The organism is Bacillus sp. SD088 (genome assembly GCF_017355205.1).
Lineage (GTDB): Bacteria > Bacillota > Bacilli > Bacillales > Bacillaceae_C > Lederbergia.
On the sequence record NZ_JADIJK010000026.1, the window covers coordinates 1 to 23,631 of the forward strand.

19 protein-coding genes and 1 CRISPR repeat array are annotated in these 23,631 nt (G+C 37.9%); of the genes, 15 read left to right on the plus strand and 4 right to left on the minus strand.

Features of this window, described 5'->3' with window-relative positions; genetic code table 11:
- Positions 1-24: 24 nt before the first annotated feature.
- The 12 genes from IPU53_RS19400 to IPU53_RS19455 all read left to right on the plus strand — a co-directional run bounded on the left by IPU53_RS19400 (position 25) and on the right by IPU53_RS19455 (position 16,116).
- Entirely contained in the window at positions 25-1,317 is a 1,293-nt protein-coding gene (locus IPU53_RS19400) for an ABC transporter substrate-binding protein (protein WP_207452653.1), read from the plus strand.
- A 53-nt stretch (positions 1,318-1,370) separates the two neighbouring features.
- On the plus strand, positions 1,371-2,249 hold the full coding sequence (locus tag IPU53_RS19405; RefSeq protein ID WP_207452654.1) for a carbohydrate ABC transporter permease: 879 nt from the start codon (positions 1,371-1,373) through the stop codon (positions 2,247-2,249).
- An 18-nt stretch (positions 2,250-2,267) separates the two neighbouring features.
- Positions 2,268-3,149, plus strand: coding sequence for a carbohydrate ABC transporter permease (locus tag IPU53_RS19410; RefSeq protein WP_207452655.1), 882 nt, complete (start codon positions 2,268-2,270; stop codon positions 3,147-3,149).
- Between the two features lie 524 nt (positions 3,150-3,673).
- On the plus strand, positions 3,674-4,834 hold the full coding sequence (locus tag IPU53_RS19415) for a GntR family transcriptional regulator (RefSeq protein ID WP_207452656.1): 1,161 nt from the start codon (positions 3,674-3,676) through the stop codon (positions 4,832-4,834).
- A gap of 313 nt (positions 4,835-5,147) precedes the next feature.
- Positions 5,148-6,377 carry an extracellular solute-binding protein gene (locus IPU53_RS19420; RefSeq protein ID WP_207452657.1) on the plus strand — a complete coding sequence of 410 codons (1,230 nt, stop codon included), beginning with the start codon at positions 5,148-5,150 and terminating at the stop codon, positions 6,375-6,377.
- A 4-nt stretch (positions 6,378-6,381) separates the two neighbouring features.
- Complete coding sequence (locus IPU53_RS19425) at positions 6,382-7,314, plus strand: carbohydrate ABC transporter permease (RefSeq protein WP_242698434.1); 933 nt, start codon at positions 6,382-6,384, stop codon at positions 7,312-7,314.
- Between the two features lie 39 nt (positions 7,315-7,353).
- Positions 7,354-8,196 (plus strand): carbohydrate ABC transporter permease, encoded by an 843-nt coding sequence (locus IPU53_RS19430; protein WP_313886533.1) that lies wholly within the window; start codon positions 7,354-7,356, stop codon positions 8,194-8,196.
- A 6-nt stretch (positions 8,197-8,202) separates the two neighbouring features.
- Positions 8,203-8,622, plus strand: coding sequence for a hypothetical protein (locus IPU53_RS19435; RefSeq protein ID WP_207452658.1), 420 nt, complete (start codon positions 8,203-8,205; stop codon positions 8,620-8,622).
- Between the two features lie 26 nt (positions 8,623-8,648).
- A complete protein-coding gene (locus IPU53_RS19440) occupies positions 8,649-10,469 on the plus strand; it encodes a glycoside hydrolase family 2 protein (RefSeq protein WP_207452659.1) in 1,821 nt (606 codons plus the stop codon).
- A gap of 36 nt (positions 10,470-10,505) precedes the next feature.
- A complete protein-coding gene (locus tag IPU53_RS19445; protein ID WP_207452660.1) occupies positions 10,506-12,263 on the plus strand; it encodes a glycoside hydrolase family 2 protein in 1,758 nt (585 codons plus the stop codon).
- Between the two features lie 300 nt (positions 12,264-12,563).
- Complete coding sequence (locus tag IPU53_RS19450) at positions 12,564-14,024, plus strand: protein adenylyltransferase SelO (RefSeq protein WP_207452661.1); 1,461 nt, start codon at positions 12,564-12,566, stop codon at positions 14,022-14,024.
- Positions 14,025-14,452: 428 nt separating this feature from the next.
- Positions 14,453-15,550: direct repeats of the CRISPR family, unit length 32 nt; unit sequence GTCGCACTCTTCATGAGTGCGTGGATTGAAAT.
- A 17-nt stretch (positions 15,551-15,567) separates the two neighbouring features.
- Positions 15,568-16,116, plus strand: coding sequence for a hypothetical protein (locus IPU53_RS19455; RefSeq protein WP_313886534.1), 549 nt, complete (start codon positions 15,568-15,570; stop codon positions 16,114-16,116).
- 472 nt (positions 16,117-16,588) lie between these two features.
- Here the strand turns inward: IPU53_RS19455 and IPU53_RS19460 are convergent, their stop codons facing one another.
- From IPU53_RS19460 to IPU53_RS19475, 4 genes are all read right to left on the minus strand, one after another.
- Entirely contained in the window at positions 16,589-17,791 is a 1,203-nt protein-coding gene (locus tag IPU53_RS19460) for an NAD(P)/FAD-dependent oxidoreductase (RefSeq protein ID WP_207452662.1), read from the minus strand.
- Entirely contained in the window at positions 17,784-18,122 is a 339-nt protein-coding gene (locus tag IPU53_RS19465) for a (2Fe-2S)-binding protein (protein ID WP_207452663.1), read from the minus strand. Before IPU53_RS19465 ends, IPU53_RS19460 begins: the two co-directional genes overlap by 8 nt.
- Positions 18,112-18,387 (minus strand): (2Fe-2S)-binding protein, encoded by a 276-nt coding sequence (locus IPU53_RS19470; RefSeq protein WP_207452706.1) that lies wholly within the window; start codon positions 18,385-18,387, stop codon positions 18,112-18,114. Before IPU53_RS19470 ends, IPU53_RS19465 begins: the two co-directional genes overlap by 11 nt.
- Positions 18,388-18,587: 200 nt before the next feature.
- The gene (locus IPU53_RS19475; protein WP_242698436.1) at positions 18,588-20,312 is read right to left on the minus strand and encodes a sigma-54 interaction domain-containing protein; all 1,725 of its coding nucleotides are present in this window, start codon (positions 20,310-20,312) and stop codon (positions 18,588-18,590) included.
- Positions 20,313-20,443: 131 nt separating this feature from the next.
- Between IPU53_RS19475 and IPU53_RS19480 the strand changes: the two genes are divergently transcribed.
- Genes IPU53_RS19480 through IPU53_RS19490 form a run of 3 tightly spaced genes read left to right on the plus strand, consistent with a single transcriptional unit; the run spans position 20,444 to position 23,600 of the window.
- Complete coding sequence (locus IPU53_RS19480) at positions 20,444-21,649, plus strand: NAD(P)/FAD-dependent oxidoreductase (RefSeq protein WP_207452664.1); 1,206 nt, start codon at positions 20,444-20,446, stop codon at positions 21,647-21,649.
- Complete coding sequence (locus IPU53_RS19485; protein ID WP_207452665.1) at positions 21,646-22,668, plus strand: proline racemase family protein; 1,023 nt, start codon at positions 21,646-21,648, stop codon at positions 22,666-22,668. Before IPU53_RS19480 ends, IPU53_RS19485 begins: the two co-directional genes overlap by 4 nt.
- A 14-nt stretch (positions 22,669-22,682) precedes the next feature.
- Complete coding sequence (locus IPU53_RS19490) at positions 22,683-23,600, plus strand: proline racemase family protein (protein ID WP_207452666.1); 918 nt, start codon at positions 22,683-22,685, stop codon at positions 23,598-23,600.
- Positions 23,601-23,631 lie beyond the last annotated feature (31 nt).

The window sequence follows — 23,631 nt, forward strand, 5'->3', positions numbered from 1 at the left end:
AAACAATTTCAAGGGGGTAAGGGGATGAAAGTACAATATCAGATATTAATATTTACTATGCTTTTTCTCATAATTGGAACAGTAGGCTGTAGCTCAGAGAAAAATGCTGGGAAGGTGGATTCAAAAGGCAAAGAGAATGTAGATGAGGTGATCACCTTGCAATTCTGGGGAGGAGTTCCACCAGAAGCAGGACCACAGGCTGTTGTGGATGAATGGAATGAACAAAATCCTAATGTTCAGGTGGAATATACTCGTTTTGTAAATGATGATGATGGTAATTTACGCCTAAATACCGCATTACAAACAGGGCAAAATGTAGATCTTTTAATGACATATACCACCAATCATCTGGAAGATCGTATTCAATCTAATTTTCTTGTTGATTTGAATGAGTTTGATGGATATGACGTAGAAGAAAAAATGGGAGATGCGGCACAGTTTTGGAAGTTTAATGATACGTATTATGCCATTCCAACAAAGCAAAATGCGAACTTTATCTATTTAAATAAAGATGCACTTGATCAAGCTGGACTTTCGATACCTGAAGAATGGACTTGGCAGGAGTTTAAAGAATATGCTAAAAAGCTAAAAACAGATGAGCAATGGGGAGTTATTACCTGGGATGCCGATCTCAGTACGATAATAGATAGCGCTCTCTTAACAGAAGGATGGGTAAAAGAAGACGGAACTTCGAATTTCAATCATCCTCTAGTCAGAGAAGGATTTGAGTTGTTTTATGAGATGATGCATGAGGATTCATCTATACCTGCTTTAGGAGAGCAAATTGCCACGGGAATTGCACCTGATCATATGTTTCTAAATGGGGAGGTTGCAATGTTTAGCGCATTTGAAGGCATATTGCGAATGTCCAATGATTTAGAGGAATATCCACGTGATTTTACGATTGCTTTTGCTCCTTTTCCACACTTTGAGGGTGAAGAAAAAATTGGTCATGGACTGGGGGATGCTATATCCATTTCATCCACTTCAGACTATCCAGAAGAAGCTTGGGAATTTATTAAATGGTATGCCGATGAAGGAATGATCCACCAAGCGAGTGGAGGAAGAATTCCATCGTCGAAAGATGCAAATATAGAAAAAGCCATTGAACTCATGGTAGAAGGGGTGGAGGATACCTATGATATTAAGTCGTTAGAGCGTATGTTCTTGCCTGGTGGTAAAGTGAAAGAAACAGTTCCATTGCAGGTGACGGATACTTTGAAACAGGAATCACAAAAGTTTTATTTGGGAGAGCAATCTGTTGAAAAGACAATAGAAGAAGTGGAGAAAAAGCATAACGAACAGCTAGAGAAATAACGAATACAGGGGGGGAGCTTCCCCTCTTGTATCAATGAAAAGAGGGAAAACCATTGAAATGGTTACATAAACAAAAATTAATTGGTTATCTTTTTATCTTGCCAAGTGTATTAGGGGTTATTATCTTTTTCTTTATCCCCCTCGTGTTTACCACTGTTCTAGCTTTTACGGATTGGAAGGGTCCGGCAGGGATCAATGTTTCATTCATTGGATTTCAAAATTTTAAGCAACTAATGAAGGACTCCTTGTTTCACAAAACATTAATTAATACAATTATTTACTTATTACATGTCCCGATTGCTGTTATATTAGCCTTTGTTATTGCGGTGATCTTAAATAAGCTGGTCTATCTGAAAAATGCTTTGCGGGCCATGTTCTTTTTACCATATATTACAAGTAGTATTGCGATTGCCTTTGTTTGGATGTTGCTTTTTCACCCGAGTAATGGGCCAATCAATCAATTTCTGAAGCTACTTGGCGTAACAAACCCACCAGGGTGGCTATCTGCGACAGAAACAGCGATGTATTCTATTAATATTATGTCTGTCTGGTTCGTACTAGGATTTAATATCGTGATTTTTCTGGCGGCATTGCAGAATGTTTCTGTTGAACTAGAAGAGGCGGCAAAAATTGATGGGGCAAAATTCTGGCATATTACACGATATATTACATTTCCACTAGTAAGCCCTATCACGTTCTTTTTATTAATCATGGGGTTCATTTCCACCTTTAAAAATTTTGGTCTTATTCATGCATTAACAGGCGGAGGCCCTGGAGATAGCACAACTGTACTGGCTTTATACGTCTATCAAACTTCCTTTCGCTATTATGAGCTTGGGTACGCTTCTGCTATTGCTCTCGTACTTTTCTCCATTATTTTATTTGTTACATTAATTCAATGGTATGGACAGAAAAAGTGGGTGCATTATTAAGAGGGAGGAATGATTAGTATGGAATCGACGAAAATAAATTTGCAGCCATCCACTGTTCTGGGTATGGGAAACAAAAAGAAAATAGATATGGTAAAGATCTTTATGACAATGGTTATGTTCATTCTGGCAATTCTTATGATAGCTCCATTTCTATGGATGCTTAGCACATCCTTTAAGGGACCTGCGGAAGTTTTCCAATTCCCCATTCAATGGATACCATCAGATCCAAAGTTTGAACATCATTTAAAGGTGTGGGGAGGAGAAAATAGTTTTATTACGTACTATCTGAATTCTTTAAAAGTTGCTGTAATTGGAACTACCGGAGCGATAATTATTGGTTCTATGGCTGCATATGGTTTTGCGCAAATTGCCTTTAAAGGCCGTGAATTGATTTTTGTTTTTTATCTTTCCATGATGATGGTTCCCCCTCAGGTTTTATTTGTACCAAAATTTATTATGTTTGATTGGGCTGGAATCTTTAATACACATTGGTCCCTCATCTTGCCTTCGTTTGTAACTATTTTTGGCGTGTTTTTTTTAAGGCAATTCTTTATGAGTATCCCAAAGGAAATAGCCGAATCAGCTTTTATCGATGGAGCTGGGCACTTTCGTATATTTTTCCGCATATTCTTGCCGTTAGCGAAACCCGCAATTGCTACCTTCGCAATTATAGACTTTTCATGGAATTGGAATAACTATGAAGATGCATTAGTCTTTTTGCTTGATGAAAAATTGTATACAGTACCACTTGGCCTACAAAACTTTGTTCATGAATTTTCGATTGATTACAATGGCATGATGGCAGCTGCAGCCGCAGCAATTGTTCCGATGTTAATTATATTTTTCATAGGCCAAAAGTATATCATTGAAGGGGTTGCTAGTTCAGCTGTAAAGGGCTAAAGAAGAAATGGAGAGAGTGTTGGTATCTATATTATTGTCAGAATATATTATTGAGGGAGTTGCTCTAACTGGAATTCGGAATCCATAAATGTTAATAATAAAATTGTGAATTGTTTACCAAGCTAATAAAGAAAGTTCCAGTTGTGAACTATTTTTCTGAAATTATTTTGCAAATGGGAATTAGGCTTAAGGAAGTAGTTGTACAAATATCTGAATAGCCTGATTAATAAAAGACATCTAATTTAAAAAATGAGAATGTTGATATAACAGCATTCTCGTTTTTTCTTCTTATAGATCCAGTCTACATTAACAGACAAAAAGACTTATTTAACAAAAGTTGATCAGAAAGACTCTGTATATAATTTGTTAGATTTTTCACCGAGCCCATGTACTTACGAGTATTGTGTAAAGTCTTGAACAGTAAACCATCCAAAACTTACTAATAGTAAAACAATTTGTTTCATTGTACAACGGTTGTTATATTATATACATATAACAATTACAATGATAAAGGTGATTAAAAGATGAGTACTCCAAAGTACAAACAAATTTATAACGATTTACGAGAGAAAATTAAGGATGGCGAATTTAGTTATGGAGCCCGCATTCCTTCTGAAAAAGAGTTAGCGGAGTCTTTTCATGTAAGTAGAATTACGTCTAAGAAGGCGTTAGATCTGTTAGCTGAACAAAATATAATTGAACGTGTCCGAGGAAAGGGCTCTTTTGTTGTTTCTCCAATTCCGTCAATAACCAATGAGGAACCTGAGCCTTCAGATGATCAAGGGGAAGAAAAGGAAATAAAAATGATTGGGCTTATTACTCCTGATTTTTCCGCCGATTTTGGTATGACATTTGTAAAAAGTGTAGAGAAAGTTTGCTCTGATTTAAATATTCATCTAATAATTAAGCGGACATACGGGTTGATCGAAAAGGAGGCAGAAAGCATTACTTCTATGTTGGAAGTAGGTGTTGATGGATTGATTATCATCCCGGTACATGGTCAACACTATAATCACTCGCTTTTGCAGATAGTCGTTGATGATTTTCCGTTTGTCTTAGTAGATCGATTTTTGATAGGGATCCCAGCTAGTTCAGTAGGGACGGATAATCATCTCGCTAGTAAAAGGTTGACAGAATACTTAATTGGATTAGGACATAAGGAGATTGGTTTTATATCCGCATCTTTAGATGGCACTTCTACCATTGAGGAAAGATTGAAAGGATTTAAAACAGCCTTTTACCATCAAGGGCTTAAATTAAATCTTGATCATATCATGACCCAAATTCGGAGTAGTTTGCCGGCATTGAAGCAACATCCCGAATGGAGCTCAATTGTGCAAGAGGATATGGATCAATTGAAGACATTTATATTGAAATACCCTGAAATTACTGCATTCGTAACATCTGAATATGAACAAGCTTTGATGTTGAAATTTGTCTTAAAGAAATTGGGAAAAAATATCCCAAAAGACTATTCCATTGTATGTTTTGATCATCCTAAGGGATTAATAGGAGAGAAACAGTTTACCCATATTAAACAAAAGGAAGAGCTGATGGCAAAGAAATCAATAGAATTATTGTTATCTAAATTAAATGGGGACAGTAAACTTGATCATCTTTTCCTGGAATTTGAATTGGTAGAAGGATATTCATCTAGTAAAAAAGACAACAGTTTTGAAAAATAAAAAGATATATTGTAATGTTATGTTGACGACTTTATATAAAGTTGATAATATGATGACATATCATATATGGGTGTGTCGTTACTTGTTATAAGGTTGTAGTTGGAGGGGGGAGCATATATAAATACAGATGAATTTGAAAGCGATTTATATAAAAGGGATAGTTGAAGAACAGATAGATTAGGAAATATTTCCTGATTTTTATAAGAAATTACCATAGACTGATATGCGATACTACTAATCTTGCAAGTAGGAAGCCAAAACACTCACCATAATATGAATGATTAATAATAAAACGAACAAAGGGGCAAGTGAGATGAAAAAAAGTTTACTTATTAGTGTTGCCTTACTATTAATTATTCCAATATTATTAGCAGGATGCAGTTTTGGAAAGAAGGAAATTATTCTATGGAATCCCTTTACGGGTGCAGATGGAGAATACTTTAGCAAAATGGTCGAAGAATATAATGCTATCGATGGACATGACTATAAGATCAAAAATATTGTTGTTCCTGATATGTATACAAAGATCTACACGGTGACCAATTCTGGTAAGGACAAAGATGTCCCAGACTTAGCTGTTATTCATGCTGAGAGGATTCCATTGTTTGTTGTACAAAATTTACTAGATCCGATGGATAATATCTTAAAAGATCAATCAAATATTAATGAAAGTGCTTATCTACCTCAGACATGGGAAGCAGGCAATATTGACGGGAAAAGATACTCAGTTCCATTAGATATCCATTCTTCTGTCCTTTACTATAATAAGGATCTATTAGATAAATATGCACCCGATGCTCTTGATGATGAAGTGATCACCATTGATGAGATTAATGCAATCGCTGACAAGGCGAAGGAAGATGGAAAAATTACGTACCCGATGAATGTAGAGACATGGCTATCGCTGAGCTTAACTGTGCAAAATGGTGGGAATATTAGTGACGGAGATACTCCGACTATTAATACACCAGAAATGAAAAAGTCTTTAGAGACATTAAAAGGATTTGTTGAATCAGGTGCTTCTCAAGAGGATGGCGATGATGTCAGTCAGCTATTTCAATCAGGTGAATCCGTATTCTTGCAGGATGGTACTTGGTATGCAGGTGGTTTAAAAGATATAGAAGACTTGAACTGGGGAGTAACAAATACACCGGCCTATTCTCCAGATAAAATTGTGAATTGGAGCTCTTCTCATCAGTTTGCGACACTCAAAAAAGAGCGTAAGGCAGAAGTGGAAGAAGGAATAGGAGACTTTTTAGAATTCGTACGAGAAAAGTCAATGTTGTGGGCTGAATCAGGACAAAATGCAGCAAGTACAGAGGTATACGAAAGTGACGAATATGAAAAAATGCCGCAATCTTTTCTTATGAAGGATGATAAGCAAAAAGAATCTATGGTTATTTTTGATTTTGCTAACTATGGTAATACAAGTGAAGCGATTGGTTCAGTTGCAAGAGATATCATCTATGGTCGAATGGATATTGATGAAGGTTTGGAGCAAGCGCAAAAAACGGTTGATGACAAATTGAAGGAAGGAAAATAAGGCTATGGAAGTAAGTGAACATAGACATATGACAAATCAAAAACTGGAACGATCTCCAGATAAAAAGAAAAAAAGTTTTGGTCATTTACTTTACATTGGACCACATTTAATTCTATTCGTTATCTTTGGGATTCTTCCACTGGTTTATGGAACTTACGTTTCCTTTACAAGATGGGATTTAGTGGGACAGCCTGAATGGGTAGGATTTGCTAATTATAAGGAAATATTATTCAATCTAGATTCCACGTTTCATAAGCAATTTTTCAATGGGGTAAAAAATACACTTATTTTCGTGGGAATAAGTGTCCCCTTATTAATGATTATTCCGTTATTGATAGCGTTGGCACTTAATACAAAGGTAAAAGCTACTAGTCTCTTTCAATCTATCTTCTATATTCCGGGATTATTTTCTATTTCGGCAGTGGCGTTAATTTGGTCACTTGTGTTCAATAAACGACTTGGTCCCATTAACAATGTTTTTGGTTCAGATGCGAATTGGTTTACCTCTCAACCACATGCCTGGATTTTAATCTTAGTTGTTTCAGTATGGTGGGGAATTGGGGGGAACCTCATTATCTATCGGGCGGCTCTCAGTAGTATTTCTAAGGATGTTTTTGAAGCAGCAGATATTGATGGAGCAGGTCCTGTGAAAAAATTCTTTTACATTACTATTCCATCGATTAAATTTCCCATACTCTATACTCTGGTGATGTCAACACTTGCAAGCTTTAATATCTATGGACAACCAGTTATGCTGACAGATGGAGGACCTACTGGATCCACAACGGTTGCTATGATGTATATTCGAGATCTTGCTTTTGGAAGTGGACAATCGGTGGCTGGAGTAGCTTCCGCAATGGCTATGCTTCTTGGAATGATTATGATCATCGTCTCTATTTTTCAATTTGTTGTATTGAGTAAAGACGATACAAAGTAGCGGTATAGGAATGGAATAATTGTACGAGGAGGGAATAGAGTGAAAAAAATCAGTATATCTAGGTCCATCTCATATGTTTTTCTTTTATCATTAACTTTAATATGGGTTGTTCCACTGCTATTCGGCGTTTTCACATCTTTTAAATCTGAAACAGAGATAAAAGGGGTCGGATTCCAATTATTACCGGTGAATTGGACTTTAAATCAATATATATCTGTACTTGAAAACACAACCAATGCGCCAATACTGAGATGGTTTCTAAATTCAGTGTTAATATCTGTTACGCATACCGTGTTAGTAGTTGTGATTGTATCCCTAGCTGCATATGGGTATACGCGTCTAAAGTTTAAGGGAAGAAATTTACTCTTTTGGACATTATTATGTGCCTCCATGTTCCCTAGTGTTGTGAATATTATCCCCATGTATAAAATTGTTGATACCTTTGGATGGGTTAATACGATGTGGTCTTGTGTAATTCCTGGCCTTGGAGGAGTGGCAAATATTTTCCTTGTGCGGCAATTTATGCTGGGGATTCCAATGGAATATGATGAATCAGCAAGGATGGATGGTGCCAGTGATTTTTATATTTATTACCGGATAATTATTCCTTTGATCAAGCCAATTTTAATTGTCGTTGCTTTATTTACTTTTACAGGGTCGTGGAATGACTTTCTATGGCCAACAATCGTTTTTAATGATGTTGATGCAATGCCAATTACAGCTGGGTTGGAGTTACTGAAAGGAATTTACGGTGACTATCTATTTGTAGGACAACTAATGGCATCCGCTTCTTTAGCCTTAATACCAACATTTGTAATGTTCTTATTTGCACAAAAATACTTTATTGAATCATTATCTCTATCTTCTGGGCTTAAAGGGTGATGATACATGAATAAAAAGAGAAAACTTGAAAAAACCTTACTAAGAATAGCTTCGATCTGGAATATTATTACAGGTACTATTACATTATTTTACTATAGTTCTTGGATGCAACAGAATGTGCTAATTGAACCAGCCGCGACAAATCCAAGCAGTTTATTTGCTGATCGCTTTTACTTTCAAAGTGTGTATTTGTTTGTGATCGGCTATGGCTTAGTATTTATTCTGATCGGAGCTATGAATTTCTTTCTGTCTACAAAGCTAAAGCAAGAAACAACTCCTGTAAAACTTGTGGTTTGGTTGTCCATCTGGGCTTTGCTTTCTTATCTAACAGTTGATATTATTGGATTTGTCTTATACTTTGCGACAGTCATTATTTGTATTATTAAAAACATGTCGTTTAAAGTAGCGAAAGGCCAGCATCAATAAAAACTTATAAGAAAAGGGGCTTAAGAATGTATAGGAGTGAATATCCAAGGCCGCAATTTGTACGAGATCAGTGGCTAAACTTGAATGGGGAATGGGATTTTGAATTTGATGATCTTGATCAAGGAGAGCAAGAAAAATGGTATTTAGCTAAGCAGTCATTTTCTCGTAAAATCAATGTTCCATTTGCATTTCAATCAGAATTAAGTGGAATCGGGGAGACAGGTTTTCATGATGTAGTCTGGTATAAACGGAAGATGGACATTCCGAAAGAGTGGAAAGGAAAGAAGCTTCTGTTACATTTTGGGGCTGTGGATTATTACACTAAAGTGTTTATTAACGGTGTGTTTGTTGGTGAACACACTGGTGGAAATACGCCCTTTTCCTTTGATATTACTCATTACGTTACATGGGGAGAAACGGAAGAGATTAGCATCCGTGTAGAGGACCCGTCTACTGATGAAACCATTCCTCGAGGGAAACAATATTGGAAGGAAAAGCCAGCAGCAATCTGGTATACACGGACAACGGGAATCTGGCAAACCGTTTGGCTTGAACCAGTAGCGGATAGTTATATCAAGCAAGTTAAAATGACACCGCTATTAGATAGTGGAGAAGTTGCGGTAGAGTTTGATCTCTCAAAAGGTTCGGTAGGAAAACAATTGAAAGTGAGCATAGCTTATCAAGAACAAGAAATTGTAAACGATATTTTGATGGTAACGGAGGAAGAAATAAGGAGAAAGTTCTACTTGTTTAATAATAAAATAGACCGAAGTGAGTTCCATGGTGTCGGTTGGACTTGGAAACCGGAAACGCCTAATCTATTTGATATCTCCTTCGAATTATTTGACGGAGAAAAACAAATTGATGAGGTCCAATCTTATTTTGGAATGAGAAAAGTACATAGAGAAAATGGAATGGTTTATCTAAATAATCGTCCGTATTATCAAAAACTGGTCCTTGACCAAGGATATTGGCCAACTGGATTGTTGACGGCTCCAACAGATGATGACTTTATCAATGATATTTTAATGGCGAAAAAATTAGGCTTCAATGGATGTCGAAAACACCAAAAAGTAGAAGATCCTAGATTCCTATATTGGGCTGATAAATTAGGATTCATTGTGTGGGGAGAATCTGCTTCTCCTTCTGTTTATTCAAATAAGACGGTGGAGCATGTAACAAAGGAATGGACAGAAATTATTGACCGTGACTATAATCATCCATCTATTATTGTCTGGACACCTATTAATGAAAGTTGGGGAGTTCCAGAGATTAGTATAAGTAGGACACAACAGCATTTTTCACAGGCGATATATCATTTGGTCCATTCGTTAGATCCAACTAGGTTAGTTATTTCTAATGATGGGTGGGAAATGACGGAAACAGATATTTGTGGAGTCCATAGCTATGTTCATGGGAATAAAGACGAAGTAGAAAAATATCAACATTTTGTAAAGTCATTATCCACAAAAGAGGAAATTTTGGCTTCAGAACAAAATAGAAGACGGATTTATTGTAATGACTTTGAACATAAGGGTGAGCCCATCCTATTGACAGAGTTCGGTGGAATTGGTTTTAGCAAAGAGGGAAGTAAAGGTTGGGGATACACGTCTGCAAAAAATGAAGAGGACTTTTTAGAAGATTATAAACGGGTAATTGATGCGATTTACCAATCCAGTGCCATTATGGGATTTTGTTATACTCAATTCACAGATGTAGAGCAAGAGCAAAACGGATTATTAACGTATGATCGTCAGTATAAATGTGATCCAGACAAGGTTAAAAAGATTAACGATCAGTGGCATCGAGAGACAGTTGATAAAAGACAATTTTCTTACAAAGCGTAAGCCTGATAGAAAATAGAATAGGGAGGGAAATACTTTATGACCAATCAAACGATTCCGAGAAAAGAATATCCACGTCCACAATTTGAAAGAAAGCATTGGTTGAATTTGAACGGCCATTGGCATTTTGCTTTTGATAGGCAGAATATAGGAGAAAAAGAGCAATGGTATCGTTCTGAGAGCTTTGATCAACAGATTATTGTACCTTTTACCTATGAAACAGAGGCAAGTGGAATAGGAGAAGAAGCATTTTGCCCAAACATTTGGTATCAAAGACATGTTACCATTCCACAGGAACAGGTGGGCAAGAAAGTCATTTTGCGTTTTCAAGCAGCTGATTATGTTACGAAGGTATGGGTAAACGGAGAATTTGTAGGTTCCCACAAGGGGGGACAGATTGCTTTTTCGTTTGATATTACACGCTATATAAATGAAAAAGAGGAATTCAATCTTGTCATAAAGTGTGAGGACAGCTTTAGTTGTTTCCAACCACGGGGAAAACAGAGATGGGTGGAAGAAAATTTCGCATGTTGGTATGTTCAGACAACAGGAATTTGGCAAACTGTTTGGTTGGAGTTTTTGCATGAGACGCATCTGGAAACTGTCAAAATTACACCAAACATTGATACGGAGTCTGTTAAGTTTGTATATAAATTAGCAGATGATTCCTTTGATGATGAATTAGTGTTAAAAACAAAGATTACATTTGAAAACACAGAGATTGCGGAATATAGTTTTCAAATGAACAGGGCGACACATACAGCAGAAATTGATCTTACGAGTGAGGCGTTTCATTGGAGAATTATGCATTGGAACCCGCATACACCCAATTTATACGATGTCGAGTTTACCCTTTTACAAGGTGACAAGATTATCGATTGTGTCCAATCCTATTTTGGAATGAGGAAAATTTCAATTGAAGATGGGAACGTACTCTTGAATAATGTTCCAATTTATCAAAAGCTATTGCTTGATCAAGGGTATTGGAAAGAAAGTCATCTAACACCTCCTTCTGAAGAAGCCATTATAGAGGACATAGAGAAAACGTTCGAAATGGGTTTCAACGGAGTAAGAAAGCATATGAAGGTAGAGGACCAACGCTATCTGTATTGGGCTGATAAAAAGGGGTTGCTAGTTTGGTCAGAGATGGCAGCGACATTTGAGTTTTCAGATGAGGCTGTTCAAAATTTCACCGAAGAGTGGACCGAGGTTGTGCAGCAGCAGTATAATCACCCTTCGATCATTACTTGGACACCTTTTAATGAATCGTGGGGAATTAAAAATATATACACTGATTGTCAACAACAGCAATTTACAGAAGCCATTTACCACCTAACAAAATCAATAGATAGAATGCGGCCAGTGATTGTGAATGATGGTTGGGAACATACTATTTCTGACATTATTACCTTACATGATTATGAAGAATACGGAAAACGCTTTTTTGACCGCTACGCAGATAAAGACAAAATTCTTAAAGAAATTGCCTTTAATGAAGGTAAGTATGCATTTGCTAAAGGATATGAGTATAAAGGGCAGCCGATTATTATTAGTGAATATGGTGGAATTGCATTTACTGATGAAGAAGGCTGGGGATATGGAAACCAGGTCAAGAATGAGGAAGAATTCTTTGAGCGGTTCGAAGCCATAACACAAGCTATTAAGGATACTCCTTATGTCAGCGGTTATTGCTATACTCAAATTACCGATGTCCAACAAGAAGTGAATGGCCTCCTAACAGAAACGCGAGAACCAAAAGTGGATATGAAACGAATCAAAGAAATTTTAGAAAAATGATTGCAATTCTGCTTAAAATGGTAGATAGATGAATCGACCTTTACAGAAAAAAATGCTATACTTATAAAGCGATGAGCTGATTTGTGTAAGACGAAGGTAAAGCAACACATGTGCTGTGAACACATGATCCTTCGCCACAAATAATTTCGTAATGAGCACCTGTGCCGGAAGCATAGGTGCTTTCTTTGATTTATGGATTGAAACCCTTTCCCTCGGTAAACATATATATGGGGCCTGTCCCCCAATTTGTTAACGCGTTACCAAGTTGGGGGACAGGCCCCAACAGGAAGGAAGGATACAATGAATCAAGCAATGGGATGGAATTTTGATAATAGCTATGTTCGATTGCCAGAGACTTTTTATACAAGGCAAAGGCCAACTTCTGTTGAAGAACCAGGCTTAGTTTTTTTAAATGCTTCTTTAGCCAATTCTCTTGGTTTACAGGTAGAAGCTCTAATGGATGGGGATGGAACAGCGGTTTTCGGAGGTAATGAAATCCCAGAAGGTGCTATACCACTTGCACAGGCGTATGCTGGACACCAGTTTGGGAATTTTACGATGTTAGGGGATGGCCGTGCGGTTCTCTTAGGGGAGCAGATCACTCCCAAGGGAGAGCGAGTAGATATTCAATTGAAGGGAGCAGGACGCACGTCGTATTCACGTGGTGGTGACGGTCGAGCGGCTCTCGGACCAATGCTACGAGAATACCTTATCAGTGAGGCGATGCATGCTTTGGGCATTCCAACTACTCGTAGTTTAGCAGTGGTCGTCACGGGGGAACCGGTGTATCGAGAAACGCCCTTACCAGGAGCAATTTTAACGCGGGTCGCGTCAAGCCATTTGCGTGTGGGCACATTTGAATATGCCGCTCATTTGCAAGGGGAAGAAGAGCTTCGGGCATTGGCTGATTATGCGCTGGAACGTCATTATCCTGAATTACGGCAGGAAAAGCAACCGTATCTTTCCTTACTTCGAGCGGTTATGGAACGTCAAGCTCGTTTAATCGCAAAATGGCAGTTAATTGGCTTTATTCATGGGGTGATGAACACGGACAATATGACGATCAGTGGAGAGACGATTGATTATGGTCCATGCGCATTCATGGATACATATGACCCTGCTACTGTCTTCAGTTCCATTGATCAACAAGGACGCTACGCATATGGAAACCAGCCATATATGGCTGGGTGGAATGTTGCCCGGTTTGCTGAAAGTCTGTTGCCATTACTGCATGAAAATCAGGAAATGGCCATAGAAATTGCGCAACAGGAAATGCCGCATTTTACAAAAATATATGAACAACAATGGCTCCAAGGAATGCGAGAGAAACTTGGTTTATTTAACGAAGAGCCAGAGGATGCAGAATTGGTTGAACGTTTATTAAAATGGATGGAAGAACAGCAAGCAGACTTCACGAATACTTTTCGCGCATTAACGCTTGATCAAATAGATAAGATTACAGGATGTAAGGATCCGAAGTTTACAAAATGGTTTGAGCAATGGAAAACACGCCGGGAGAAACAGACGAAATCAGAGGAAGATTCACGTGCTTTGATGAAAAAAAGTAATCCCTCTATTATCCCGCGTAACCATTTGGTCGAGGAGGCATTAGATGCAGCAGTGGAAGAACGAGATCTCCACGTAATGGAGGAATTGCTTCAAGCTCTTGCTGATCCATATGCCTATACTCCTGAACAAGAAAAATATACAACTTTACCGAAGCCATCCAAAATTCCGTATCAAACCTTTTGTGGGACTTGAAGGGCGCACATTCTTGAAAGAAGAAAAATGGATAAGGTCGCCATATCCTGCTTCAGTTTTTGAATAAAAATGTAGATAAAATAGTTCATTAACATTGATTGATTTGATATGATGGATTTAATCTAAAAATAGAAGCAAGGGTTCATGAACTACGCTGTTAAAAGTATAAAATGTATTTTGAAAGAAAGAAGAATCACAATTCATTTACTAGTATCTTTTTTATCATGGTGCGAACCTGAAGCGCACATAGAAAGCCTAGTAGATCCGCACTTTCCCAAATCATTAACTCATCCCTTGATCTAGCAGGGGAATTAGGCATTTGTCAGATATATGGAAATTGAACATATAAACAAAGCTGCTCTTGCATACGGAGGTTCGCACTTTCAACTGTGCAAAGTATTGATGGATCAGCTTGGAAAACGGACGCTGTCGCACTCTTCATGAGTGCGTGGATTGAAATTATATCTGTTACCTATATAGACGCCAAATCAGTTGTCGCACTCTTCATGAGTGCGTGGATTGAAATAAAATAACAGTGCTAAATATAATGAAGCTACACAGTCGCACTCTTCATGAGTGCGTGGATTGAAATGTAATAAGACAATCAACTATATTAACGATCATGAGTCGCACTCTTCATGAGTGCGTGGATTGAAATCAGTTATCCAAACAGTGTCAAAGCAAGGATCCTTTGTCGCACTCTTCATGAGTGCGTGGATTGAAATATTTTGCCTTATTTAGCTAAATTAAGAATATTGTGTCGCACTCTTCATGAGTGCGTGGATTGAAATGATGAACAACAAATCCAAGCAGAATCGAAACAAGAAGTGTCGCACTCTTCATGAGTGCGTGGATTGAAATGTGTCAACGTTCGCCCCTGAATGCTTTGCAGTTGTCGCACTCTTCATGAGTGCGTGGATTGAAATTTTTTGGTACCTTGCGCTTGTAGCTGGGTTTTGGCGTCGCACTCTTCATGAGTGCGTGGATTGAAATAATCCTAGCTAATTCGTTTGGATCAATATTTATTGTCGCACTCTTCATGAGTGCGTGGATTGAAATTATAATAGCGATTGTTCCTCTCGCTACAGCTGCGTCGCACTCTTCATGAGTGCGTGGATTGAAATTTATTTTTATACCCTCATTCTCGGTATTTAGAGAGTCGCACTCTTCATGAGTGCGTGGATTGAAATTGGTTTAAGTCAAGAAGAACTAGCACAAGAGTTGTGTCGCACTCTTCATGAGTGCGTGGATTGAAATTGACGTCATCCTTGTGATAGGAGTATGGATAGCCTGTCGCACTCTTCATGAGTGCGTGGATTGAAATCTGACGGGATAGGTGGCCATGTAAAGAGTTGGAAGGTCGCACTCTTCATGAGTGCGTGGATTGAAATGCATTTTGGAACACAAGGGGTGATTAGATGAACACAGTCGCACTCTTCATGAGTGCGTGGATTGAAATATAATAACGTCATTTACTTCTAGGTTTTTAAGGTTGTCGCACTCTTCATGAGTGCGTGGATTGAAATCTCCCTCCGCAAAGACGTTGACGACCAGGAATGAGTCAAAACGGTTCAGTGGTCGAAAATTACTCATCGGAATTGACTGGCCGATTTTAGCTACAAGAGCTGAACTATGGGCTGTAGCCAATATTTTAGCGCCTATTCTACTTGTTGTAGCAATATTCCTCCCAGGAAACACAGTCCTTCCACTAGGTGGAATATTGTTAACTGTGTTAGCACCAGCCCTATTAATTGTTACACGAGGTAGAGTTGTGCGTATGACAATCATCGGGCCGATCTTAATTCCATTGTTTTTGTGGGGAGCCACTTTGATTGCGGAGTTTGTTTCGAAAACCTCGAAAGCAATGGGGAATTTCCCAGAGGGATTATCTTCTAATGCCTTAATCTCCTCGGTAGACTCCGATCCGATTGAGAAAATGCTCGCCATTTTGTTTGGAAAAGCTGTTGATACAATGGACATGAAACTAATAGGCTTTTCTATACTAGCGTTAGTGGTATATATCTTATTGTTTGCATGGTACTTTAAACAAATGCGTAAAGAAAATAAAAAGTTAGAAAGCAGCAATAGTTAATGTGAAGAACAGATAGTTTCGGGGAGCCTCGATGCTATCTGTTTTTAGTTTATCTTGTGGTGGTTCAATGTGCTGTAAGCAGCGGGGAGCAAGCATCTCTGGCATTGTACTAGGTGAAGTGCTCTGAAAAAGATAGCTGTCCAAAAAAGTCAAAACAGAATTTTTCGTGTCTCAGAACATTTTATTTGTCGAAGGCCTGCAGGATGTGGGTCAGAACGAAGCTGCGAATGGAGACTGTATAAAATAGGAGATGTCAAATTACCTACGGAACTATCTGTAACTATGGAGAAAGGTGTTTAGCATTATAAAATTGTAACTGTCGCATAATTGCTAATAAAAAGAAGTAACTTCCCGCTGTTTGGCAAAGTCAGGGGAAGTTGCATCTTTTTATTGATAACTTGGAAAAGTTTAGAAACAAAAAGCTACTGATCAATTCTAGCAACTGTTATTGTGAAGAAATCTTGTGACCTGATTAAATAAATTGATATTTTTCCCACTCTTGAAGGACCTTTTGCCTTCCTTGTGCGATGTTGGGGTGGAATTGTATAAGGGCATTTTCTCTTGTTTCATTGATTTTTTTGATGGAATCTTGAAGTCTCTTTTCCACGTTTACTCCGGATTTATGAACAATGGTTAATCCAGCAGTTGTACCTTGTGCGATTGCTACCTTCGCACCTTCAATACCTGTAATATTACCAGCTACAAATAGACCCTCAACCGTTGTCTCCATTTTTTCATTGTGAAGGGGAACATAGCCACCCAGTTCCTCTATGTAATAAAATGGGCATCCGGCAAGCGCTGCAAGTTCTGCTAGGGGATAAAGGCCACCAGCAATACAAACAAAGTCAACATCTATTTGCTTTTCGCTATTGGGAATCACTGTACCTTTCCGGTCGATACTTGCAATCGTTACACCTTCCACTGAATTTTCTCCGTAAATATCGATCACAGCTTTTTTTAACTGGAATGGAATTCCAGATACTTTCATCCCTTTTTTTGGATAAAGTGTAAGAACCATTTTTTTGAAAAAATCTATTTTCAAAAGTTTCCCGGATAATTGAATAAATTTATCTGGCGCTAAGTGGGATAACTGTGTAAGGGAATCAAGGGTATTGCTTGGGTTAGCGGATTTTTCCGTCAGTTTAGTTCGCTTAGGTAATGTAAGGGCGCGTATTTCTACTCCAGCCAATTGTAACTCATTGGCTATAGCAGTGGAAAGAATATTAATCCCTATGATAATCCCTTTCTTCCCAGGTTTCACTCGGTGTACATTTGTCATGACTTGTGCTGCGCCAATGGACATCACTCCTGGTAAAGTCCATCCTGGTATGGATATGGGAGCTTCCGCTGCACCAGTAGCAAGTAGTAGAGAGGGGGTTTGAAAAACATTTTCCTCTGTATAAACATCCCACAGTTTTCCGTTTTTTTCTATATTATAAATTGATGTATTTAATCGAATATCCACACCAAGGCGAATTGCCTCTTCAGTTAATTTTTTTGATTCTTCTATTCCATTCCACCATATTCCATTAGGTTCCTGATATAATTGACCTAAAAGTCGACCACCTGCATACATAAATTCATCAAGAATAAGTACCTTTAGTCCATATTTCGCACATACAATCCCTGCTGACAAACCTGCGGGACCAGCACCTATGATGATTACCTCATTCATGATGAATACCACATTTCTTGAGTGGAGTTGGTAACTTCATTATACTTTCAGCAACCATACCTTCTTTGACTAAGGTTAAACAGGCTCTTACGCCCGTCTTTCCATTTACAGTAAGTCGGCATTCATAACAATGACCGATATTGCAATAAATACCTCTTGGGGCTCCACTTTCTTCATGTTCACGTAAACGACGGATTCCATTGGCTAATAAGGCTGCCGCGAGTGTTTCTCCTTTTCTTGCTGTGAATTTTTGATTATTAAAAATAAAGGTAATTTCTGGTTGTTCCTCAATCTTAGCTAATACAGGATGATCAAGTATTCTATTCGTCATTATTTCCACCACCTAATTCACCAAAACTTATTGGTCTTATCGGGGGTTGATATTTTAAAGGAATCCCGTTTTTCCTAGGATTGATTGAATGGGCAATTTCTTCAATCAATGTTCGACAGACTCTTCCTCCACAATACCCCATTCCAGCTCTAGTCCGTAGTTTTAACTCTCTAGGAGAACAATGAAAGCTAGTCACGGTTTCTAAAAGTTTTTGATAGGAAACTTCCTCACATCTACAGATAATGAATGAATTATTTTCCAAAATAGAACACCCCAATTGAAGAAGATTTGTATTTTTCATTATGTTATTATGCAAGTTTCGGGCCAAACGGATAAAGAGGCTCTCCAAAAAAGTGGGAGTTTCCTCAAGCGGAATAATTGGGAATGTTGATATATAAAGGTTTTGAAACATGAAAGGGGGCATCCATAAGTCGAAAATACGTCTTTCTGGACTGCCCCATAATATTATTCGTGTATACCTAATTTATTCATACGATTATAGAGTGTAGCGCGAGAAATATGTAGGTTTTGAGCGCATAATAGTTTATTTCCTTTTGTATTCTCCAGCTCATTGAGAATAATTTCCTTTTCATAACGTTGTAATCTCTGATTTAAAGCTAGGTGTTCATTTGCTTTGTTCTTTTCTGAACCGGAGATATTTTCATCGTAAAATGGTAAGTCTGTAATATTTAGTTCCCCATTTTCCGAAAAAACAACAAGTCTTTCGACGACATTCCGCAATTCTCGAATATTTCCGGGCCATTGGTACTGCAGTAGTGCTTGTATAACCTCTTGTGAGATCCCGTGGACCGGCCGATGGTATTTGACAGAGAACTCATATAGGAAGTAATGGGTTAGTTCAATCACATCCTCAATTCGTTTTCTTAATGGAGGGATATCTAAACTGACCACATTTAATCGATAATATAGGTCCTCCCGAAAACTTCCCTCATTGATTCTTTTTAATAAATCTCGATTGGTTGCAGCAACAACTCTAAAATCAACTTCAATTTCTTTTGTGCCCCCGACAGGAAAAAAGCGTTTTTCTTGAAGAACTCTTAACAACTTCACCTGCATCTCCATTGGCATTTCTCCGATTTCATCCAAAAACAGAGTGCCATTTTTAGCAAGTTCTATTTTTCCCTTTTTTCCCTTATGATCAGCTCCCGAAAAAGCACCTTTTTCGTAACCAAACAATTCACTTTCAAAAAGGGCTGATGGAATAGCACCACAATTGATGGGAACAAATGGTGCGTTTTTTTGTTCTCTTAGATCATGTACCGCTTTTGCAAACAGTTCTTTACCAACACCACTCTCTCCGAGAATCAAAATATTGGCTGGTGTTGTGGCTGCTTTAATGGTTTTATTGATTGCTTCCTTTAGAGGAAGGCTGTTCCCTTTTATATGTATAAAGGGATTATCTATATGTGAATGGGCTTTCATTTCCCTTTCAAGTTTAATCATTTTCTCGGATATGGTAAATAATTCACGATTCATCCGAACCTGGCTTGTAATATCCGTTTCTGAAACAACAGCACCGATCGTCTGTCCATTTAATCGTACTGGATTTGAGTTAATTAAAACAATTAAATTGTTCCTTGCATAATGTTGTTTGGAATTTTCTGACGTTTCTTGTTCAAGTGTTGTAATGATCTCCAAATCTTCCTGATGGAAGAAATCTGTGATGATTTTACCGAGAATTTCTTCCGCTTTAATGGAAAATATTTTTTCTGCTCCTTTTGTCCATACTAATACCTTTTTCTCTTGATCTATTACTGTACAAGATGTATCAATGGTGTCTAATACCGTTTGGAAGAAGACATCTAGTTTTTGATATTTATAGAAAAGTGTGGACAAGAAATTGTTAATATGAATAAAACCGCTAATGGTATTATTTTCTTTCACGACAATGACCGGTGAATCCTCATGTTGTTTGTTATTCCCAAATAGGCTAATTAATTCTTGTATATTTAATGATGCGGCGATCGTTTTACATTTTAGACTAATGAGCTGGTGATTTTTGTCACATTTTATAAAATTCACACTATTTTTCTTGCGAAGAAATATTTTAGTTTCTGGATGGGATGTTGTCTTTTCGTATACAAATTGTTCAATGTCCTTGTGATCTTTTTCTAGAACGATCATATTAGTAGAAATAAAATCCATCAACTCATTTTGTAATAAGAACATAAGAATCCCCTTTCATTGTATAAGTTTATTGACAATCTTAAAAATATTTTGACATGCTTGCGTCAAAAATGCAATTCTTCAAAAAAATGGAAGTGTTGGGTTGGCATAATAATTGCATTATATTTCTTTAAATGATCAGAAAGGGTGAATGCATTATAAGGACGACTCATTGTGATGTTGTTGTGATTGGAGGGGGCATTATTGGGGCAGCCATTGCCTACTATGGGGTGAAAGGGGGACTAGATATCACCATTTTGGAAAAAAATGAATTGGCAAGTGGTACCTCCTCTCGGTGTGATGGCAATATTCTAGCTATTGATAAAGACCCTGGATTTGACAGTCAAATGTCTTTGAAGAGTCAACAACTTGTTCATGAATTAAGCAAGGAATTAGAGATTCCCTTTGAATACCGTAATCCGGGTAGTATTTTAGTATGCGAAACTGAGTTGGAAATGGAAGCCGCTCATCAATGGGTTGCGAAACAACAAGCCGCGGGGCTGGAATTCCGAATGTTAGATCAACAAGATTTGCGAAATGAATCTCGATATTTTGCCGATGACTTACTGGGTGGACTTGAGTGTAAAACAGATTCAACGGTGAATCCATATATGTTGACATATTCCTTGTTGGACGGTGCCAAACGTTTAGGTGCAAAAATTCATACAAACACAGAGGTCAAACATATCTACAAAAATGCTGAGAAACAATTTGTTATTGAAACGAGTAAGCAAATGTTTGCGGCCAATAGGGTTGTAAATGCATGTGGAATATGGGCACCCGTAATCGGTGAAATGTTGAATGTCACTATCCCAATCAAGCCGCGAAAAGGTCAATTGATTGTAGCATCAAGACAACAACCTGTTGGCTTGAGAAAGGTAATGGAGTTCGGTTACCTTCTGTCAAAATTTGGTGGAGAAAGAGCTGTCGAACCACTCCTTGAAAAATACGGGATTGCCCTAGTGTTTGAGCCGACTGAAAGCCAAAATTTTTTAATTGGAAGCAGTCGTGAGTTTTGCGGATTTGATGTAAAAGTCAATCAGGAAGTAACGAAACTGATGGCAAAACGAACATTAAGATTTTATCCGAAAATAGCTGATATGACAGTAATCAGAACCTATGCTGGATTACGCCCATGGACAGAAGACCATTTGCCAATTATTTCACCGGTAAAAGAGGTTCCGGGTTTTTACATCGCAGCTGGTCATGAAGGGGATGGAATTTCGCTCGCAGCCATCACTGGAAAATTAATGGAGGAAATATTGAACGAGAAGGAAACGTCCGTGCCGCTTCATCCACTCCGGAATGACCGATTTAAGAAAGGGGTGATCCATACATGAATTGTCAACGCGTGTTTACAACGATTGATACACATACGGGTGGGAATCCGACTAGAACATTAATTAGTGGACTTCCTTTTCTTCGCGGCAACACAATGGCTGAAAAAATGCTTTATATGGAAAAACATTATGATTGGATCAGGAAATTTTTGATGAATGAACCGCGGGGACATGATGTAATGTCAGGAGCTTTATTAGTTGAACCATGTCACCCTGATGCAGATATTGGTGTAATTTATATCGAAACCGGTGGTTATTTACCTATGTGTGGTCATGATACGATTGGTTGCTGTACAGCTTTAATTGAGGCAGGTTTAATCGATGTGACGGAGCCTTATACCTATATAAAAATAGACACACCGGCTGGATTGATAGAAGTAAAGATAAAGGTAGTAGATGGGACTGCTGAGGAAGCTTCGTTTACAAATGTTCCTTCTTTCTTTTTAAAATCTCTCCAATTATATGTGGATGGAATTGGAGAGGTGGAATGCGATATTGCGTACGGAGGGAATTTTTATGGAATCATTGATGCCCGCAAAATCAACTTACATTTAACGACAGAAAATGCATCAAACATTATCGAGAAGGCAATCATGATTCGCAATGCAATCAATGCAACCGAAGAAGTGATCCATCCCGAAATTTCGTTTATTAAAGGGCTGACCCATATCGAGTTTTATTCTGATCCTATCCATCCTGATGCCAATGCGAAAAACACTGTTGTTGTTCCCCCTGGTGGAATTGATCGTTCCCCTTGTGGGACGGGGACATCGGCAAAGATTGCAACCATGTTTCATAAAGGTGAAATCCAAATGAATGAATCGTTTATTCATGAAAGTATTGTCGGATCATTATTCAAGGCAAAGGTGCTTCAGACAACAAAGGTGAACACCACCCATGCAGTGGTTACCGAAATAACGGGATCAGCATGGATAATGGGGATGCATCGTTTTTTTTATCAAGAGGAAGATCCATTAAAGGAAGGATATTTACTAATACCCCCTATGAAAAAATATTGATAGAAGGTGAATAAATGAATGTTGATAAAATTATTTTTACGATCGATACCCATGTATGTGGTGAAGCATTCCGAATTATTATTCATTCACCTATAAAGCTAAAGAAAAAAGATCTCATGGAAAATTACCGATTCTTGGAGGAAGAATATAAAAGAGAAAAACATTTTTTATTAAATGAACCTAGAGGACATCTTGGTATGAATGGTTGTATCGTCACTACATCCGAAGTAGCTGATTTTGCCCTTCTTTTTTTGGACCATGATGAGGATACTCCATTTAACTATAGTGGATTAATAGCTACGGTAACGGCGTTGTTGGAAACTGGTAATCTTGAAAAAAATAATATGAATCAATATAAGATTGAAACGCTTAATGGTATTTATCAAGTAGAGGCGATCGTTGAAAACAAGTCTGTCACCTCTGTCTCGGTTGAAAGTGAAAAATGTGTTCTTTTAGAGGAACGTGCAGAATTCAGTGTTGTAACTGTTGATGGGAACCGTCACTATTTAATTTTTCCGTTACCTCGCGATATTCCTGCCATTCAACTTGAGCAAATGATCCCCTTACAAAAATGGGGAACGGCAATTACGGGGAGGATAAGGACTGCGAATGTTCAAATGGATGGGGTAATTTTATATGAAACCTTATCTGGTTTATCCAATAAAGTTCGTTCCCTAACATTTGCAAAAGATGGAAGTATTGTTCGTTCTCCGGGGATTGATAGCACATTTGCCATTTTGACAAAATTGGCAGCAAAGAAGGAAATCGATTCGCTTATAAATGAAAGTATATTTTCAAGTTCCTTGACTGCACATAAGATAGCTGATACAACCAATCGCTTTTTTGTCGAAACAAGAGGGTTTATTACTGGTACACACGAGTTTATTTATGATCATCGAGATCCATTTGAGGAAGGCTTTTTACTAAAATAGTCACTCCTAGGAAATGGGCAGAAAAATATCA

Coding starts and splice junctions, on each gene's coding strand:
- IPU53_RS19400 (WP_207452653.1), top strand. CDS start 25: ATGAAAGTACAATATCAGATATTAATATTTACTATGCTTTTTCTCATA.
- IPU53_RS19410 (WP_207452655.1), top strand. CDS start 2,268: ATGGAATCGACGAAAATAAATTTGCAGCCATCCACTGTTCTGGGTATG.
- IPU53_RS19415 (WP_207452656.1), top strand. CDS start 3,674: ATGAGTACTCCAAAGTACAAACAAATTTATAACGATTTACGAGAGAAA.
- IPU53_RS19420 (WP_207452657.1), top strand. CDS start 5,148: ATGAAAAAAAGTTTACTTATTAGTGTTGCCTTACTATTAATTATTCCA.
- IPU53_RS19425 (WP_242698434.1), top strand. CDS start 6,382: ATGGAAGTAAGTGAACATAGACATATGACAAATCAAAAACTGGAACGA.
- IPU53_RS19435 (WP_207452658.1), top strand. CDS start 8,203: ATGAATAAAAAGAGAAAACTTGAAAAAACCTTACTAAGAATAGCTTCG.
- IPU53_RS19440 (WP_207452659.1), top strand. CDS start 8,649: ATGTATAGGAGTGAATATCCAAGGCCGCAATTTGTACGAGATCAGTGG.
- IPU53_RS19445 (WP_207452660.1), top strand. CDS start 10,506: ATGACCAATCAAACGATTCCGAGAAAAGAATATCCACGTCCACAATTT.
- IPU53_RS19450 (WP_207452661.1), top strand. CDS start 12,564: ATGAATCAAGCAATGGGATGGAATTTTGATAATAGCTATGTTCGATTG.
- IPU53_RS19460 (WP_207452662.1), bottom strand. CDS start 17,791: ATGAATGAGGTAATCATCATAGGTGCTGGTCCCGCAGGTTTGTCAGCA.
- IPU53_RS19465 (WP_207452663.1), bottom strand. CDS start 18,122: ATGACGAATAGAATACTTGATCATCCTGTATTAGCTAAGATTGAGGAA.
- IPU53_RS19475 (WP_242698436.1), bottom strand. CDS start 20,312: ATGTTCTTATTACAAAATGAGTTGATGGATTTTATTTCTACTAATATG.
- IPU53_RS19480 (WP_207452664.1), top strand. CDS start 20,444: ATGATCAGAAAGGGTGAATGCATTATAAGGACGACTCATTGTGATGTT.
- IPU53_RS19485 (WP_207452665.1), top strand. CDS start 21,646: ATGAATTGTCAACGCGTGTTTACAACGATTGATACACATACGGGTGGG.
- IPU53_RS19490 (WP_207452666.1), top strand. CDS start 22,683: ATGAATGTTGATAAAATTATTTTTACGATCGATACCCATGTATGTGGT.